Annotated in this window: 10 protein-coding genes; all 10 read left to right on the forward strand. The window is 46.6% G+C overall.

Annotated elements, in window-relative coordinates:
* Nucleotides 1-10 precede the first annotated feature (10 nt).
* The 10 genes from FLA_RS31380 to FLA_RS06575 all read left to right on the forward strand — a co-directional run bounded on the left by FLA_RS31380 (nucleotide 11) and on the right by FLA_RS06575 (nucleotide 17,419).
* Complete coding sequence (locus tag FLA_RS31380; RefSeq protein WP_084206312.1) at nucleotides 11-1,198, forward strand: GNAT family N-acetyltransferase; 1,188 nt, start codon at nucleotides 11-13, stop codon at nucleotides 1,196-1,198.
* 14 nt (nucleotides 1,199-1,212) lie between these two features.
* Nucleotides 1,213-2,760 carry a pyridoxal phosphate-dependent decarboxylase family protein gene (locus FLA_RS06535; RefSeq protein WP_076380056.1) on the forward strand — a complete coding sequence of 516 codons (1,548 nt, stop codon included), beginning with the start codon at nucleotides 1,213-1,215 and terminating at the stop codon, nucleotides 2,758-2,760.
* 21 nt (nucleotides 2,761-2,781) lie between these two features.
* Nucleotides 2,782-4,617: an IucA/IucC family protein gene (locus FLA_RS06540; RefSeq protein WP_076380055.1), complete on the forward strand. Its 1,836-nt coding sequence runs from the start codon at nucleotides 2,782-2,784 to the stop codon at nucleotides 4,615-4,617.
* A 32-nt stretch (nucleotides 4,618-4,649) separates the two neighbouring features.
* Nucleotides 4,650-6,479 (forward strand): IucA/IucC family protein, encoded by a 1,830-nt coding sequence (locus tag FLA_RS06545; RefSeq protein ID WP_076380054.1) that lies wholly within the window; start codon nucleotides 4,650-4,652, stop codon nucleotides 6,477-6,479.
* The gene (locus FLA_RS06550; protein WP_076380053.1) at nucleotides 6,476-8,611 is read left to right on the forward strand and encodes a prolyl oligopeptidase family serine peptidase; all 2,136 of its coding nucleotides are present in this window, start codon (nucleotides 6,476-6,478) and stop codon (nucleotides 8,609-8,611) included. The genes FLA_RS06545 and FLA_RS06550 overlap by 4 nt, the downstream gene beginning before the upstream one ends.
* 18 nt (nucleotides 8,612-8,629) lie before the next feature.
* A complete protein-coding gene (locus FLA_RS06555; RefSeq protein WP_076380052.1) occupies nucleotides 8,630-9,949 on the forward strand; it encodes a lysine N(6)-hydroxylase/L-ornithine N(5)-oxygenase family protein in 1,320 nt (439 codons plus the stop codon).
* A 19-nt stretch (nucleotides 9,950-9,968) separates the two neighbouring features.
* Entirely contained in the window at nucleotides 9,969-11,375 is a 1,407-nt protein-coding gene (locus FLA_RS06560; protein ID WP_076380051.1) for an MATE family efflux transporter, read from the forward strand.
* Between the two features lie 48 nt (nucleotides 11,376-11,423).
* Nucleotides 11,424-12,302 carry an SH3 domain-containing protein gene (locus tag FLA_RS06565; RefSeq protein WP_084206311.1) on the forward strand — a complete coding sequence of 293 codons (879 nt, stop codon included), beginning with the start codon at nucleotides 11,424-11,426 and terminating at the stop codon, nucleotides 12,300-12,302.
* Nucleotides 12,303-12,472: 170 nt separating this feature from the next.
* On the forward strand, nucleotides 12,473-16,033 hold the full coding sequence (locus FLA_RS06570) for a glycosyl hydrolase (protein WP_076380049.1): 3,561 nt from the start codon (nucleotides 12,473-12,475) through the stop codon (nucleotides 16,031-16,033).
* A 117-nt stretch (nucleotides 16,034-16,150) separates the two neighbouring features.
* Entirely contained in the window at nucleotides 16,151-17,419 is a 1,269-nt protein-coding gene (locus tag FLA_RS06575) for a pepsin/retropepsin-like aspartic protease family protein (RefSeq protein WP_159445124.1), read from the forward strand.
* Nucleotides 17,420-17,460: the final 41 nt, after the last annotated feature.

Below are 17,460 nucleotides of genomic sequence, written 5' to 3' on the forward strand. Positions count from 1 at the left end.
TGTTTATCGTATGCAAAAAGTATTGTCTCCTTTAACAGGCTATGATAAAGACGGGATTGTATTTAAAAAACAACCACCCGGTTATGGCGCTTTTCATTTGCGACCCCTGCGTATAGCAGAAGATATTGCTGTTATCCATAACTGGGTAAACAGAAGTTATGCACAATACTGGCAAATGCAGAACACTACCCCGGAAGAAGTGAAAGCCGCCTATGTGGCTATTACAGAAACCCGGCACACGCAGGTTTTTATGGGCTTTTATGAAAACAAACCGGCGTTTTTGCTGGAGTGCTACTGGGTAATGAACGACCCCTTGGGCAAGTACTATGATGTTCGGCCTGGTGATTATGGTTTTCATATACTGGTAGCCCCGGCCGATGCACCTATACGCCATTTTACCTGGCAGGTGTTTACGGTAATCATCGATTTTATGCTATCCAATGCTGCTATCGAGCGTTTGGTGGTAGAGCCGGATATCAGGAATGAAAAAATTCATGTATTGAATAAACGGGCAGGATTTGCGTATCAGCAGATGATTGATCTGCCGCATAAACAGGCTTACCTGGCCTTTTGTACCCGCGAGCAATATGCAATTGCCAGAAACAAGCCGGAAGTGCACGATCTGCTGTATAGTCAACAGTGGCAGGGATGGGGCACCTTCTCTTTCAGGCCCCTACAGATAGAACAGGATATTCCCTTGATTCACGATTGGGTAAACCGCGATTATGCGAAGTACTGGCAAATGCAGCAAACCACGCCGGAGCAGGTAAAAGCCAGTTACATGGCTATTACACAGGCGCCACATTCTAACGCCTATATGGGATTTTATAATAACCAGCCGGCTTTTTTATGGGAAAGTTATCATGTGATGAAAGATCCTATTGCCGGGTATTATGATGCACAGGAAGGCGATTATGGATTGCATTTGCTGGTGGCTCCCGTAGAAACGCCTATTCACGGGTTTACTTATCATATACTATGTACCATCATGGATTATATGCTGCAGAACAGCCAAGTGAAGCGGCTGATTGTAGAACCGGATGTGTGCAACGATAAAATGCATGTGCTTACCCGCCGTGTGGGTTTTGAATATCACCAGGCGGTGCAGCTGCCACAAAAACAGGCCTACCTGGCTTTTTGTACACGCGAGCAATACAGGCAACACCGGCAGGCTGCGGCATCCACTATTCTTCATTAAATAATAAAAAAGATATGAATTTTAATACTATTGATACCACTACTGCTTTGCCGGTATATACTACACAGCAGGCAAAGGATTATAAAGATATTTTTTACGAAGGCGCCAGTAACGAATATTACCAGGCTATGGAAAGCGCCAGGGGAGTGGTAACTGCTTTCCTGGAAAACAATACCCAGCCTTTTAGTGGCGTTACTCCTGCCCAGCTACGGGCTTTGTTTGCAGAGGTAGCGTTTGATACACCGTTAGAAAGTTATGCCCAACTGTTTGCAGAGGTAAAGCGTTTGTATGTGGATCATGCCACTGCTTTTCACCTGCCGCATTACATTGCGCATTTAAACTGCCCGGTAGTAATACCTGCCTTAGCAGCAGAAGTGCTGATTGCCGCTATCAACTCCTCGCAGGATACCTGGGATCAAAGTGCGGGCGGTACGTTGATGGAGCAAAAGCTGGTACAATGGACGTGTAACGAAATAGGTTTTGGTACAGATGCAGATGGAGTGTTTACCGCAGGCGGCTCGCAGAGTAACCTGATGGGCATGTTGCTGGCAAGGGATTATTATGCTACTACTTACCTGCAACATAACATCCGTAAAGAGGGGCTGCCGGCAGAAGCCAGCCGTTTCCGGTTCTTTGTTTCGGAAATGTCGCACTTTAGCTTGCAGAACACCATTTCGTTGATGGGGCTGGGTGAAAAGGCGTTGATCCGCGTGGGTACGGATGCGGCATTCCGGATGGATGCCACCTTGCTGGAAAAGGCTATTCAGCAGGAGTTGAAAAATGGTAATATTCCTGTGGGGGTGGTGGCTACTGCCGGCACTACCGATTTTGGTAATATAGATCCGCTGGATGCTATAGGCAAACTGGCAGGTAAATACAATATGTGGTTTCATGTAGATGCTGCGTATGGTTGCGGGTTGTTACTTACCCATAAATATCGCCACCTGTTACAAGGTATCGAGCAGGCGAATTCTGTTACTACCGATTATCATAAAGCATTCTTTCAGCCTATCAGCAGCAGTGCTTTGCTGGTAAAGCATCATCATTACCTGAACCTGATCACCCATCATGCCGATTACCTGAACCCGGAAGAGAATGAGTTTGCGGGGCTGAACCAGATTGATAAAACTATTACACAAAGTACCCGCCGTTTTGATGCACTGAAGCTATGGTGTACACTGCGTATGATGGGCAAGCAAAAGCTGGGTGCTTATATTGATACCATTATTGAAACAACGGCTGCTACGGCGGATGTGATTGCTGCCGATAATGATTTTGAATTGCTTTGTTATTCGGATATCAGCGCACTGGTGTTTCGTTATCATCCGGCAGCTATCCGGGCTTACCAGGTGGGCGATGCATTAAACCAGCATATTAAGAAAGAGATGTTCCAGGAAGGCAAGGCCATTGTGGCCGGTACGCGTGTAAATGGCGAGTTTTATCTCAAGTTTACCTTGTTAAACCCGCTTACTACCCTGGAGCATATACACGATATTTTATCTATTGTAAAAAGGCATGGCGCGGCTTATTGCCAATCTTATCTCGCTACCCTTAACAGTTAATCCTTACATAATAGAACAAACATGAAACCGAACATACAAGTATCTGCCCTGCAGTCTGTGGCACATTTACAGCCGGCTGTATGGAGTAAGGTGAACCGCCTGCATTTACGCAAAGTAATCAGTGAGTTTGCACACGAGCTGCTGGTAACACCCCGGCTGGAACATAGCAAGGATGGGTGGGGGTATTATGTATTACCCGCCGATAATGCTGCTATTGAATATCATTTCAGGGCAAAGAAGCTGGCTTTGGATCAGTGGTATATTGATACGGCTTCTATACAGAAAATGGTGAACGGCCATAGTGAACCATTAGATTCACTCAGCTTTATCATTGAGTTTAAAACAACACTGGGCATTACAGAAACGGTGTTGCCTGTTTACCTGGAAGAGGTGAACAGTACGCTTTGTGGCAGTGCCTATATGCACACCTATAACACCCTTACTGCGGAGGAGCTTACCCGGGCCGACTACCAGCAAACGGAACAGGCTATGATGGCAGGTCATCCCTGCTTTGTTGCCAATAACGGCCGTATGGGGTTTGATGCGAGTGATTACCGGGTTTATGCGCCGGAAGCCGCTGACCCGTTACGGTTGTTGTGGCTGGCAGCACATAACAGCCGCGCACAGTATGCAGGGGTAACAGATCTGCCTTACGAAGCGCTGGTACAGAACGAGCTGGATGGGGCTACACTTACAGCTTTTAAACAGGTATTACTGGATAAAGGGCTGGATGTACATGCCTATTATTTTATACCGGTACATCCCTGGCAGTGGTTTAATAAACTGGCGCTGTTGTTTGCCGGTGATATTGCCGCAGATAAACTGGTATACCTGGGATATGCGCCCGATCAATACCTGCCGCAGCAATCTATCCGCACTTTTTACAATGTCAGCTCGCCAGGTAAGCGGTATGTAAAAACAGCTTTATCTATTTTAAACATGGGCTTTATGCGGGGCCTGCATGCCAGCTTTGCCTGCACTTCTCCCGCTATCAGTGAGTGGGTGGGCAATGTAGTAAAGCAGGACGCCTACCTGCGTGAAAAAGGATTTGTAGTGCTGCAAGAAGTGGCGGCAGCAGGATATACCAATCCCGATTATGCCAGTGTGGTAAGGGATGACAATACCTCTTTTAATGGAATGCTATCTGCTTTGTGGCGCGAAAGTCCGCAATCGGTGCTACAGCCAGGACAACGTATCATTACAATGGCAGCCTTGCTGCATGTGGATAGCTATGGTGATGCCTTGCTGCCTGCACTTATCCGTTCATCGGGTTTATCTGTTGCCAGCTGGATACGTAAATACCTGCAATGTTATGTAAGTCCCTTATTGCATTGTTATTACTACCACGATATGCGTTTTATGCCGCATGGCGAAAACCTGATACTGATATTGGAAAACAATGTCCCCGTTGGGGCTATTATGAAAGATATAGGAGAAGAGATTGCGGTGCTGAGTAAAGCCGTGGCATTACCGGATAACGTGAAGCAGATTTATATGGAGGTGCCGGACGAGTTGCGCATCCTGTCTATCTTCACGCAAATATTCGATTGTTTCTTCCGCTTTTTAAACAATATACTGGTAGAGCATGCTGATTTTCCGGAAGAGGAGTTCTGGCAGCTGGCCGCGGAATGTATATTGGACTATCAGCGGCAGTACCCACAATTACAGGATAAGTTTGAACGCTTTAACCTGTTTGCTCCTGAAATTATTAAAACCTGTTTAAACAGGCTGCAATTGCGCAATAACCGCAAGATGGTAGATCATATGTATAATCCTTTTAAAAGTCAGCAGTTTGCAGGCATGCTCACCAATCCAATGGCCGCCTTTGTACAGCAGTCAGAGCCTGCTGTTGTATAGTTGTATGCTTTCACCGAATAAACAAAAATGTAATGGAAATACTTACCAGTGCTCTTGCGCAGCAAAACGGGCTGGCACATATACAACCGGCTGTGTGGCAGAAAGCCACCCGGTTACTGATTAAAAAAATGATAGCAGAATTTGCGCATGAACAAATTCTGCAGCCACAGCTTACCGGTGAAAAAGATGGGTGGAATACCTATGTGCTCAAGGCCAATGGAAAAGCGGTGGAGTATCATTTTCATGCACGGGTGTTGAGCTTGCATCACTGGCACATTGATATCGATTCTATTGTTAAAATAGCCAACGGCGATACCGCTTTGCCGGATGCTTTGCAGTTTATGATTGAGTTCAATGATATGATAGGTATTAGTGATGCTATGTTACCCGTATACCTGGAAGAAGTGGCCGGTACTTTATATGGCAGTGCTTATATTCTTACCCATAATACGCAATCATCGGCCATGCTGGTGCATGCCGGTTACCAGGAAATAGAACGTACTATGACAGGGCACCCGCGTTTTATTCCCAACAACGGGCGGGTAGGGTTTGATGCACAGGATTATAGCCGGTATGCACCGGAAGCGGCGGGGCCATTGCCATTATTATGGATAGCAGCACATCATAGCCGTGCTGAGTTTACAGCTATTGCCGGGCTTACCTATCAGCAGGTGATAGCCCAGGAACTGGGTAGTGATACCATACAGACTTTTGAAGCTATCCTGAAAGAGAAGGGCCTGTCTGCAGAAGAATACTTTTTTATGCCGGTGCATCCCTGGCAGTGGTATAATAAGCTCATCACTTTATTTACACAGGATATAGCCAATGGTTATATGGTTTGCCTGGGAGCAGGTAACGATCTGTACCAGCCGCAACAGTCTATCCGCACCTTCTTTAACCTTAGTGATGCGAACAAATATTATGTAAAAACGGCGCTGGGTATATTGAATATGGGGTATGTGCGCATTTTATCACCCTACTTTATGCGCACTACGCCGGCAATTAATGAGTGGGTATATGCCGTGACAGAAAGCGATGGCTATTTGAAGCAATGTGGTTTTTGCGTTTTACGGGAAGTGGCTACTATGGGGTATACCAACAAGCATTACGAAGCGGCTTTGCAGGAAGATAGTCCCTATAAAAAAATGCTGGCTGCCCTGTGGCGCGAAAGTCCTATGAGTAAGCTACAGCCGGGGCAACAGTTAATGACTATGGCAGCATTACTGCATATAGATACAGAGGGCGATGCTTTATTACCTGAGTTGATAAAGGCATCGGGATGGGAAGCGGATGCGTGGGTAAAACAATACCTGCATTGCTATCTCAAACCCTTGTTACATTGGTTTTATGCCCACGATACGGTGTTTATGCCGCATGGCGAAAACCTGGTGCTGGTGATGGATAAGCATGTGCCGGTACGGGCCATTATGAAAGACATTGGAGAAGAGGTGTCTGTGATGAATGAGTCTGTTGTGTTACCGGAGAAAGCGCAACGGATAAGGGTAACAGTGCCGGAAGAATTAAAAACACGTCCTGTGCTTACGCAGGTGTTCGATTCTATCTTCCGCTTTATTGCAGCCATCCTGCACGAACAGGGCGACTATGCAGAAGACCGGTTTTGGAAAGCGGTGGCAGACTGTATACACGAATACCAGCAACAACATCCGCATTTACACGAAAAGTTTACGCAGTACCATTTGTTTGAGCCGCTGATTACACCGGATGGTTTAAACAGGATGCAAATACTGGATAACCGTAAACTGCGTAACAGGGATAATCCTTTTGATGTGCCCACCACGGGGGCGATGACAAACCCGGTAGCTGTTTTTAACCAGGAGGCTTTAAACGGATTCCGGAAATGAAAAAGTGCATAGTCTTAGTATGGATAGCTGTTTGCGGGTATGTGCACACGGCAGCACAGCCGCTGTGGAAATACCCGGTTGCGGTAAAGGATACCGTGGCCGACCGGTATTTTGATACTACCATTTACGATCCTTACCGTTGGCTGGAAAATGATACCATAGCCCTTACCCGGCAATGGATAGCGCAACAGAATGCTGCTACGCAGGATTATCTGGCCACTATTCCTTTCCGGGAAAAGATACGGGCTTATTTAACCCGTAAATGGAATTATACCCGTGAGACGCCACCTGTAAAAATGGGGGAGTATTATTTGTTCAGTCGCAACAACGGTTTACAGAACCAGAATGTATGGTATCTTAAAAAAGGCCTGGTTGGCAAAGAGGAAGTACTGCTGGACCCCAACACTTTTTCGGCAGATGGCACGGTGGCTGTAACCATGCTGGGGGCTTCGGCTGATAAAAGGTACATTGCCTATGCAGTAGCAGAAGGCGGATCGGATTGGAACAGGATGTATGTGCTGGATGTCACCAACCGAACACGGCTGCCTGATATGCTGCAATGGGTAAAGTTTCCGAGGGCGGCATGGAAAGGCAACGGCTTTTATTATAGCCGTTATCCTGCACCGGAAAAAGGGCACGAACTGTTTGCACGTAATACCGGCAATGCCATTTATTATCACCATTTGGGCAGCAGCCAGGAAACAGACTCGCTGGTGTTTACAGATGGCTCCGACAGCAAGGTGAGTGTGGGCGCTTCTGTTACAGAAGATGAACGTTTTCTGATCATATGCGCAGTAAAAGGTTCTTTCCTGGGGTATAAATTGAACAGCTCAACAGGTAACGCGTTGTTTTGCCAGGATTTATCGGTGCCCCATTCGCCTATAGATACGCTGGTGAGCGATTACAATCATCATAATATTATTATTGATAACGCAGGAGGTGACCTGTTGCTGCAAACCGACAGGGATGCACCTGCTAATAAAGTGGTATTGATGCATCCACACCAGCCGCAACCTTCTTTGTGGAAGCTGGTGGTGCCGGAGCAAAAAGAATCGCTGGTGAATATTGAAACCGGTGGTGGCTTTATGTGGTTGCAGTACTTGCAGGATGCCAGTTCGGTTATTCACCAGTATACCTATAGCGGCAGCAAGGTGGGTGCAGTAGCTTTGCCTGCTATTGGCACTGCCAGTGGTTTTGCTGCGGGAAAAAGGGATACTGCCTTGTTTTATACGTTTACCAATTGTGTAACGCCGCCTGCTATATACCTGTATGTGATGACCAACGGGCAGTCGGCTGTATACAGCCAGCCCCGGCTGGATATAGATGCCAATGACTATGTAATAAAGCGGGTGTTCTGTACCTCTAAAGATAGCACCCGTGTGCCCATGTTCATTGTGCATAAAAAAGGGATGCTGCTGGATGCATCTCACCCTGCTTTTGTGTTAGGGCATGGTGGGTTTAAGCGCAATCTTACCCCCTTCTTTCATGTGGCTATTATGATGTTCCTGGAACAGGGAGGTGTATATGCACAGCCGGCCCTGCGTGGTGGTAATGAGTATGGTGAAGCCTGGCATCAGGGAGGTATGCGGCAGAACAAGCAACATGTGTTTGACGATTGTATAGCAGCTACGGAATACTTGGTAAAAGAAGGGTATACCCAGCCTGGGCGTATTGCTATTTCGGGGCAAAGCACGGGGGCGGTAATGGTGGCTGCCTGTAGTAATCAACGGCCCGATTTGTTTAAGGTGGCGCTGCCGGCTGTAGGTATGCAGGATATGCTGCGTTACCATAAGTTTACTATCGGAGCCAGTTGGGCCGAGGAATATGGTACCAGTGATAAGGAAGCTCAGTTTCGTTACCTGGTCCGCTATTCACCCCTGCATAATATCCGGCCAGGTATTCACCCGGCTACTTTTATCACTACGGCCGACCATGACGATACGGTGGTGCCGGGTCACTCTTACAAGTTTGCTGCTGCGTTGCAGGCTAACCAACAAGGGGATAATCCTGTATTTATACGCATTGACAGCCGTTCGGGACATGGACCCGGTAAGCCCACGCATAAGCAGATAGAAGAAGCGACGGATGTGTGGAGTTTTGTTTTCAGGAATTTAGGTATGGACTTTCATTAATCATTAATTATCGTGTATATGCAAAAGATCTATTCTATTATAGGTATTGGTATAGGACCTTTTAACCTGGGGCTGGCCGCTTTGCTGGAACCGGTTACAGATGTGAGTGCTTTGTTCTTTGACCAGACAGATGAGTTTGACTGGCATGCGGGCTTAATGCTGCAAAATACCACTTTGCAGGATCCGTTTATGGGTACCGACCTGGTAACTATGGCCGATCCTACCAGCCGTTATAGTTTTCTGAATTTTTTAAAACAAACGGGCAGGCTGTACCGGTTTTTAATCCGTCACGATTTTTACATGTTGCGTCGTGAATACAATGTGTATTGCAAATGGGTGGCCAGCCAGTTAAACAGCTGCCGTTTCAGTCATCGTGTAACGGGTATCAGTTATGAAGAAGGGCTGTATGTAGTTACCGTAAAGCATACACATACTGGTTTGGTACAAACCTATTATGCACAAAAACTAGTGCTGGGTACGGGAACGCAACCGGTATTACCTGCTTTTGTTAACAGGGAGGTGCTGCCGGGTGTTATTCATTCCTCGGAGTATTTGCCTAACAAACCCGCGCTTTTGCAAAAAGGGGCATTAACCATTATTGGTTCGGGACAAAGTGCCGCTGAAATATTCTACGATTTGCTACCCGAAACGAAAAATGGTTTTCGCCTGCATTGGTTTACCCGGTCAGACCGCTTTTTCCCGATGGAGCATTCCAAGCTTACCCTTGAAATCAGTTCGCCGGATTATATCAGTTATTTCCATCGTTTATCAGCAGCAAAAAAGGCAGAAATACTCACTACGCAAAGCTCCTTATCCAAAGGCATTAATGGCAGCCTGATAGACCAGATTTATGATGCCTTGTACGAGATGACGGTAGGAGGTGTGTTGTTGCCGGTGGAGTTGAGAAGCAACTGTGAATTACAGGCTATAGCACAGCAACAGGACGGGCTATACACGCTTTTACTGAAACAGGTGCAGCAGCAGAAAGAATTCTCACATACGGCCCCTGCGGTGCTGATGGCTACAGGATATAAATATCACACACCAGGTTGCATTGCGGGTATTGAACACCGTATACGCCGCACATCGGATGGGCTGCTGAACGTGCATCGTAACTACACGGTGGATGTAGATAACAACAGCATATTTGTACAGAACGCTGAAACCCATACACATGGTTTTACTACGCCGGATCTGAGCCTGGGCGCGCATCGCAACTCCTGGATCATTAATGCGGTTGCAGGAAGGGAGGTATATGTGATAGATGAACGCATTGCTTACCAGGATTTTGGTGTGGCAGGTGTTACGGCATCGTTAGAGCAGCTGGTATTAAGTTAGTTCTCTTTTAAAATGATATATGAACCCGGTGATTGTTAGAACACGCTCGGTAATGCAGTTGTGTAAGGTAGCTGTATTGGGCAAGGAAAGAAATTTTACCACCAGCAGTGTGTCCAGGGCCGCTTTTTTGCTGGCATTGCCTGCCATGCTGGAGCTGGTAGTGGAATCGTTGTTTGTGATTGTAGACCTGTTATATGTAAGCAGGCTGGGCACTAATGCTATCGCTATATCCGGCATGATCAGTTCGGTTATTCTTATTATATATTCTGTTCCTGTGGGGTTAAATATAGCGGCCACTTCGCTGGTGGCCCGGCGTACCGGAGAGAAACAGCCTTTACAGGCAGGGGCAACGGCCATACAGGCTATTTACGTGGGCATGGCTGTAGCTGTTGTATTAAGCACGCTGGCTTTATATGGTAATAAAACCCTGCTGCACTGGATAGGTGCATCTGATACGCTTATACAGGAAGGCGGTACCTATGCCCGCATCCGTTTTGGCTGCCTGTTGTTTATGATACTGCGGGTGTTAATGAACGGAGTGTTCAGAGGATTGGGGGATGCAGCTATGGCCATGCGGGTGTTGCTGCTTACTTTTTCGATAAATGCGGTGTTAGGAGGGATATTGATTTTTGGGTTAGGGCCTGTGCCTGCGCTGGGCTTAACGGGGGCGGCTATAGGTAATGTGGTGGGTAATGGCATTGCTGTGGCGTACCAGGGTTGGTATTTGAGCAGGCAACGCCTGTTGTGGCATACCAATGCTTCCTGGTTCCGTCCCGATTGGGGCATTATGCGCAAAATGGGAAAGCTGGGTATAGCCGGAACATTACAGTACCTGATTCCTTCCAGTAGCTGGTTACTGATGATGGGGATAGTGGCGCATCTGGGTAATGCTGCGTTAACCGGTTATATTATCGCTGACCGCATTATCATCTGTGCCACTTTACCCGCCTGGGGCATCGCTAATGCGGCAGGTGTGCTAACCGGGCAAAACATTGGCGCAGGTTTGCTGCAAAGGGCCGAGCAAAGTGTATGGAAAACGGGACTGTTTAATGTATGCTTTTTGGGAGTAGTGGCTATAGGGTTGCTGCTGTTTACCTACCCGATTGCAGGCTTTTTTACCAGTGATGCAGATGTGCTGCAAAACACGGTACTCTATCTGCGATGTATGGCTATTGCCTTTTTCTTTTTTGGTTATACAATGGTCATTTCCCGTTCGCTGAATGCAGCCGGGCATGTGCATATGGTGTCGTTATTATACGTGGGCATGTTTTACGTGATACAATTGCCACTGGCTTACTTATGGGGTATTACGTGGGGAGCGGGTTCGCGGGGTATATTCGGGGCTATCCTGGTTTCTGAAATTGCGCTGGCCATTACCTGTATTTTTTTGTTTAAAAAAGGCAGGTGGAAGACGGGGAAGCTGTAAACCTGTTTTTTGAGAGATGTTGTGGGCTTCGTTCTATATTTGTAGCCTATGAAAAAGAATAATTTCCCTAAACATTGCTTCGTTTTGCTGCTCAGCTTCTTTACTACCACTGCTTTATGTGCACAGGAGTTGGAAGAGGTGGTGTGGCCGGCCACTATGTACCAGTTTCCGGAAGGTGATAGTGTAACCGTTTTTGCAGATACGGCATATGTTCGGTCTTTCCCTTCTACCACAGCTTCTAAAATGGGAGTAGTGCCGGGTGGTACTAAAGTGGTTTTTGTAAAAGAAGAGTCTGTACAAAAGATCAGCGGATTTGCGGCTCCCTGGGTTAAAGTACGTTATTTGAATAATAGCGTAAGCCAGGAAGGATATATCTGGAAAGGATTGCTGGCGCTGGGAAGTGCTAAGCGTAGCGGCAAACAGTTTCTCTACGGTGTAGATCATGTGATACCCAATGCAGATAAGGATATGGGGCCTGCCTGTTATATGAAGGTAAAGGTGCTGGATTCTGTAAATAAGCTATTAGGCGCCACCTCGTGGGAGCTGAAAAGTTCATCAGAAGCCTCTTATACTGAATTCAAGTCTTTAGGCGGTATGGGGCTGGAAGGCGTTACCGATATAGTAAGAATGATGTTTAGCGGAGAAGCCTGTGGCATTCCTACCGACTATGTTTATTTTGGCTGGACGGGAACTGGCTTTTTGCCTTTGCCTGGCAAAATGGTGGAAAGTGATGCCGGCGCTTTTTATCATGGAGAAGAATTGTTTTTTCCTTCTGAAAAAGGCGGGCAACCTGGTAAAATTATTAAGGTGATAGAAGATGAAGAGGTGCTGGAGGAAATAGATAAAAAAACAGGAGAACCTAAAACTAAAAAAACAAAATCGAAAGAAGTATATAGCTGGGACGGAAAAACAGCGGTGAAACTATAAAAAAAGACATTTTAGTAAAAAGCCCTTGCAGCACATGTTGCAGGGGCTTTTTATTGGCTGGTGGTTACCAGTTTACCCCTCTTATTTTACGGGCTACACCCCGGTAGCTGTTGAAATGGCATGTTAATTTACTGCTGCCATAATTCTATTCATTGCATATAACCATTCGTATGAAAAAACATGTACCGATTGTAATTGCTTTCTGTTTTCTTTTGTGTACCAGTCTGTTAGCGCAGCCGAATTTGGCGGTAAAGGCTTCGTTAAGTCAAACCTTATCCGGCTCCCGCTCTTTCACCAACGGCACACAAGCCGATACCTTGCTAAAGTTGTTTGCTATTCCCCGCAACTACACGCTGGAGCTGGTAGCTAAAGTAAATGCCGCTGTTGGGCGGGGGCTGGATATAGAAGCGCGTAACGCTGGTATCCAGGGTTTCCGGCTTTCGCTGGATGCGGCTCATCTGAAAGAAGCCTCTTCTTTAAATGCGGTTACACCTGTTACGGTGTCAAAAGCAGCACAGCAACATACCATCCGTATTGCTGTGCAGAGCGATACGGCACATATTTACCAGAACGGCGCTTATATTCAATCTCAGCCGCTTACCACTATTAAAGATATTGTAGGGGGCGTAGAAGCAGACGTAAGCAATTTGTATTTGCCGGGGTCTAACCTCGCGCCGGGATGGGCAGGTGTTACCGGTAATTTTACCGGTGCGCCCGATAGTTATGGATGGGCTTATAACGGCATTGCTAATACGGGTTTGTTTACAACCGCTAACAGTACCAGTGGTGTGCGTTACATGGATGTAAGCGCCAGTGTAAACACGCACACGTATAATGGCACCACCTATAACGGAAGATTATTGTTTCTAAGATGGGATGGCAGCGATATACAAAGCACCTGCTATACCCTGCCGGTAATGCTGGAAGCGAATACTACCTACGATTTTTCTATGTTGTTTGCCTATTTTTCCAATGCTACCGGTGGCACAGCTATTACAGCAGGCATAGGCAAAACAACAGCGGCGGCCGACAGGCTGGCCACGCATGTGTTTACTGCCAGCGCCACCAAAGATCTGGTAAGGGAAAGTTTTGTATTTACCTCACAGGAAGCAGGCCAGTATTACCTGAGCTTCACCGGTAACTGGGGATTGTTTACCATAGGTGAATTATCGTTAAACAAAAATGCACCCGGTAACCTGGTGCCCAACTGGGCAGGCATTGCGCCTAACAATGCAGGTACACCGGGCAATTACAGCTGGGCTTATAATGGTACTACCACTTCTTTGTTTAATACTGCCAATGGCACCAGTGGTGTACGTTATACGGATGTAAGTTCCAGTGTAAACACACATAACTATAATGGTGCTACGTACAATGGCCGGCTATTGTTTTTGCGCTGGGATAACAGCGCCTATCAAAGCGCCTGTTATACGTATCCGGTAGTGCTGGAAGCCAATACCACTTACGAATTCTCTATGTTGCATGCTTATTACTCCAATGCTACGGGCAGCAGAACCATCACCGCAGGAATTGGTAAAACCACGGCTGCCGCAAACAGGCTGGCATTGCACGTGTTTGCTACCAACGGAACGAAGGAGCTTACCAAAGAGAAATTTTTATTTACCTCGCAGGAAACGGGGGTATACTATCTCACTTTTACCGGCGACTGGGGTTTGTTTACAGTAGGTGAATTGTCGCTCACCAAATATGCAGCCACGCCACGCTTTGTGTTAGGGAAGAATTACATTACCGGCGCTGTGAACATGGAAATTACTTCGGCTACCTACGAAGATGGCGCGTATGCCCCGGCCGCACTGGTTACGCAAACGCCGGAGAATATAACGGTTACGGGCAGTATGGTATCGGTATTGCCTTCTTTCAACACCAACTTTATTGTGCCGGGAAAAACAGATCTGCATGTAACCGGTGCGTATTCTCCATTGGTCAATTCCACTGTTCAGCTGAATGCAGATAATGCCTGGCTGTTCTTCGATAATATAAAACCTTCTGTTGTTGTAAGCAACTGGCTCAGTAAAGTAAGTATCAATGGTGTATCTGCTGTGGGTAATGCGAACGTACGCATTGCGCCTTATAAAAATGGTACCGCTATTATTCCCAATGGGAATGTTGCTTCACAGGCTGCTTTACAAGTATATACGCAACCGGGTTTATCAGGCAGCACTGCTAGTTATGCTATTAATACGTATTACAATAGTCTGGCTGCATGGGATAATAGTATACGCTCTTTTAAATTACAGAGAGGTTATATGGCCACGCTGGCCAATAACCCGGATGGCACGGGATATAGCAGGGTGTTTGTAGCCAATGACAGTGACCTGGTGGTCAATGCTATGCCTGCGGGGTTAGATACTTCTGTGTCTTTTATCAGGGTGTTTGCCTGGGACTGGGTGAGCAAAAAAGGAAAAGCGGGGGGTGGTACGCCGTTGGTGTTATTGAACGGCACCTGGTATTACGACTGGAATATTGGCGGCGCTACTACCAGCGATTATAACTATGTGGCTATACGGCAAAACGGGGGATGGCCTGCCTGGTCGGCTATTAACAGTAAGCCGGGTGTGAATCATTTGCTGGGCTTTAATGAGCCTGACCGTCCCGACCAGGCGAATATGTCGGTAGATGAAGCGGTAAGACAGTGGCCCGATCTGATGAAATCGGGATATCGTGTGGGATCGCCTGCGCCATCAGATCCGTTCAATGGCTGGGTTACTTCTTTCCTGGCTAAAACAGATGCGCTGAACTACCGGGTTGATTATGTAGCTATACATTGTTACTGGGGTGGCCTTACACCGCAAACCTGGTACAGCCGTTTAAAAAGCGTATACGACCAGGTGAAACGGCCGTTATGGATTACAGAGTGGAATAACGGAGCTAACTGGACAACGGAATCCTGGCCTACCGATACGGCTGCACAGTTTTTAAAACAATACAATGATATGAAGGGCATATTGCAGGTGTTGGATACCACCTCGTTTATTGAGCGGTATGCTATATACGACTGGGTGACCGATAAGCGTGCCATGGTGCTGGCTGATACATTAACGCTGGCTGGCAGGTATTATGCCGCTAATCCATCCAATTTTGCCTATTCGCCGCAGACGGCTTTTGTACATAACTGGAAGCTGGTGGCTCCCAATATAGATACCATCAGCAATACCACTACTTATACTACCATTACACTTCGCTTTCATGATATCAATGGCGAGCTGGGCGGCCAATACATACTGGAACGGAAGATTGACGGGGTGGACACAGGTTTTGTAGGAGTAAGCACCTATACAGGTTATGTATATGCCAGTGATCTTACGTTTGCCGATACCACTTATACCAAGGCCACCTACCGGGTAAAAGCCTATAACCGTTCGCTGGATCAGTATATATATTCTGCAACTATAGATGTGACCAGAAGTATAGCTGCGGCTTCACTTTCGGGTGAGGTAAGTATGGCGCGGGTAGTAACAGATGGCGGATTGCCTTTGCAGATATATCCTAATCCGGCCACGGACAGAATAACCGTTCAGTTGCCGGTGGTGCAAAATAATGCCCTGGTGCGTGTATACAATGCGTCGGGCCAGCTGGTAAAAAGTGCACGTATTCAAAGCAGCACTACTATAATAGGGTTGGAGCAGTTGCCTGCCGGTATTTATTATGTGCAGGTGAGTAATGGTAAACAGGTGAAAACAGAAAAAATTGTTAAACAGAGGGGCTTATAGCCCCCCTTGTTTCCTAATTTATCCGTCTTCATGGGGTAAAAAGTGCGCCTTTCTGTGTCTAAGAATAGGTGACATGGCGCACTTTTTATTTACAAAGTAAAACCCCTGTAGATGTTTATGAGAAAGTTTTTGGTGATGTGTCTGGCGGTGGTAAGCGGTGGCAGTTTATATGCCCAGCAACCCCGGGAAAGCCGGATGGCAGACAGCCTGTTTAAGGCATTGCAAACACATGAATCAGCGTTATTGCTTCCTTTGCTGGAAGATAGTTGTAATATCAGTGGCTTGCCCAAAGGGATGAACGACCGGTTGATTCCCGCTATATTGGAGAAGTTTCCTGCCATCAGTTCCTATAAAATAAAGAGCATAGAGCCGGAAGGTGATTTTACCCGCGTGCGGATAGAAATGATGTACCAGACCGGTAAGCCGGGCGCGCCTGACTTTGTTATTGGTAAAACAGGCCGTATACATGAGTTGAATATCATTAAAAATGCCACTATTGGTGGGCCTGCTAAGCCCAAAGCGCCTGTAAGGGTATTGGAAGCGCCAGATACGCTTACTATTCCTTTTGTATACCTCAATGGTCTTATTTATGTAGAGGGGCAACTGGATGGCCGCAATGGCTTTTTTCTGCTGGATACCGGATCGCCGGAAATGATATTGAACCAGCAGTATTTTCAGGATTCACTGATGCCAATGCCTGAGAATTCCGGTGGCGTTACGGGCATCAATGGCGCTATGCAAGATGTGTTGATGCGCAAGGTGAATGTATTTAGTTTAGGGGCCATGCAGCTGCGCAGTTTTGGTGTGATGGTAATGCCTGATAACATTGTGGATTTAGGAGATGCATCTATGCCTTACCTGGGTTCCATTGGTTATAGTATTATCAAAGATTTTGAAGTGCAGTTTGATATGAAGGCCGAAAAGCTGTTCCTGGTAAAAACAGACAGTGCAGGCAATTATGTAAGCACTTCTTATAAGGCGCCCGCTGCAAAGGCTACTGCTGCATTTACTATGCGACGCCATATCCCCATTGTGCAAATGAATGTAGGTGACCGTACTTACAATATGGGTATTGATTGCGGTGCTGCCAATAACGTGTTCTTTGATAAGAACCAGGCGGCGCTTACGCCTTACATGGATCAGTTTAATCAAACCTCTATGGTAGGGCAGGAAGGTGTGTCTACACCGGTTACACAGGCGCATCTGAAAAAGGCTACTATTGGTAAGCTACCTTTTACCGATATGCTTTCGCTGATCACTCCTAATAATATGAGCTATAGCAACGATGCAGAACGCCTGCCGCTGGATGGGTTATTGGGGACAGAGTTTTTGAAGTGTTATACTACGGCTGTTAATTTTAAGAAAGGGCAGGTGTATTTCAGATAATATGATTGGATTAAAAAAGGGTTCGCGTTGGCGAACCCTTT

The sequence above is a fragment of the Filimonas lacunae genome, assembly GCF_002355595.1.
In the GTDB taxonomy this organism is placed as follows: domain Bacteria; phylum Bacteroidota; class Bacteroidia; order Chitinophagales; family Chitinophagaceae; genus Filimonas; species Filimonas lacunae.

Coding starts and splice junctions, on each gene's coding strand:
- FLA_RS06535 (WP_076380056.1), top strand. CDS start 1,213: ATGAATTTTAATACTATTGATACCACTACTGCTTTGCCGGTATATACT.
- FLA_RS06545 (WP_076380054.1), top strand. CDS start 4,650: ATGGAAATACTTACCAGTGCTCTTGCGCAGCAAAACGGGCTGGCACAT.
- FLA_RS06575 (WP_159445124.1), top strand. CDS start 16,151: ATGAGAAAGTTTTTGGTGATGTGTCTGGCGGTGGTAAGCGGTGGCAGT.
- FLA_RS06555 (WP_076380052.1), top strand. CDS start 8,630: ATGCAAAAGATCTATTCTATTATAGGTATTGGTATAGGACCTTTTAAC.
- FLA_RS06565 (WP_084206311.1), top strand. CDS start 11,424: ATGAAAAAGAATAATTTCCCTAAACATTGCTTCGTTTTGCTGCTCAGC.
- FLA_RS06570 (WP_076380049.1), top strand. CDS start 12,473: ATGAAAAAACATGTACCGATTGTAATTGCTTTCTGTTTTCTTTTGTGT.
- FLA_RS31380 (WP_084206312.1), top strand. CDS start 11: ATGCAAAAAGTATTGTCTCCTTTAACAGGCTATGATAAAGACGGGATT.
- FLA_RS06550 (WP_076380053.1), top strand. CDS start 6,476: ATGAAAAAGTGCATAGTCTTAGTATGGATAGCTGTTTGCGGGTATGTG.
- FLA_RS06560 (WP_076380051.1), top strand. CDS start 9,969: ATGAACCCGGTGATTGTTAGAACACGCTCGGTAATGCAGTTGTGTAAG.
- FLA_RS06540 (WP_076380055.1), top strand. CDS start 2,782: ATGAAACCGAACATACAAGTATCTGCCCTGCAGTCTGTGGCACATTTA.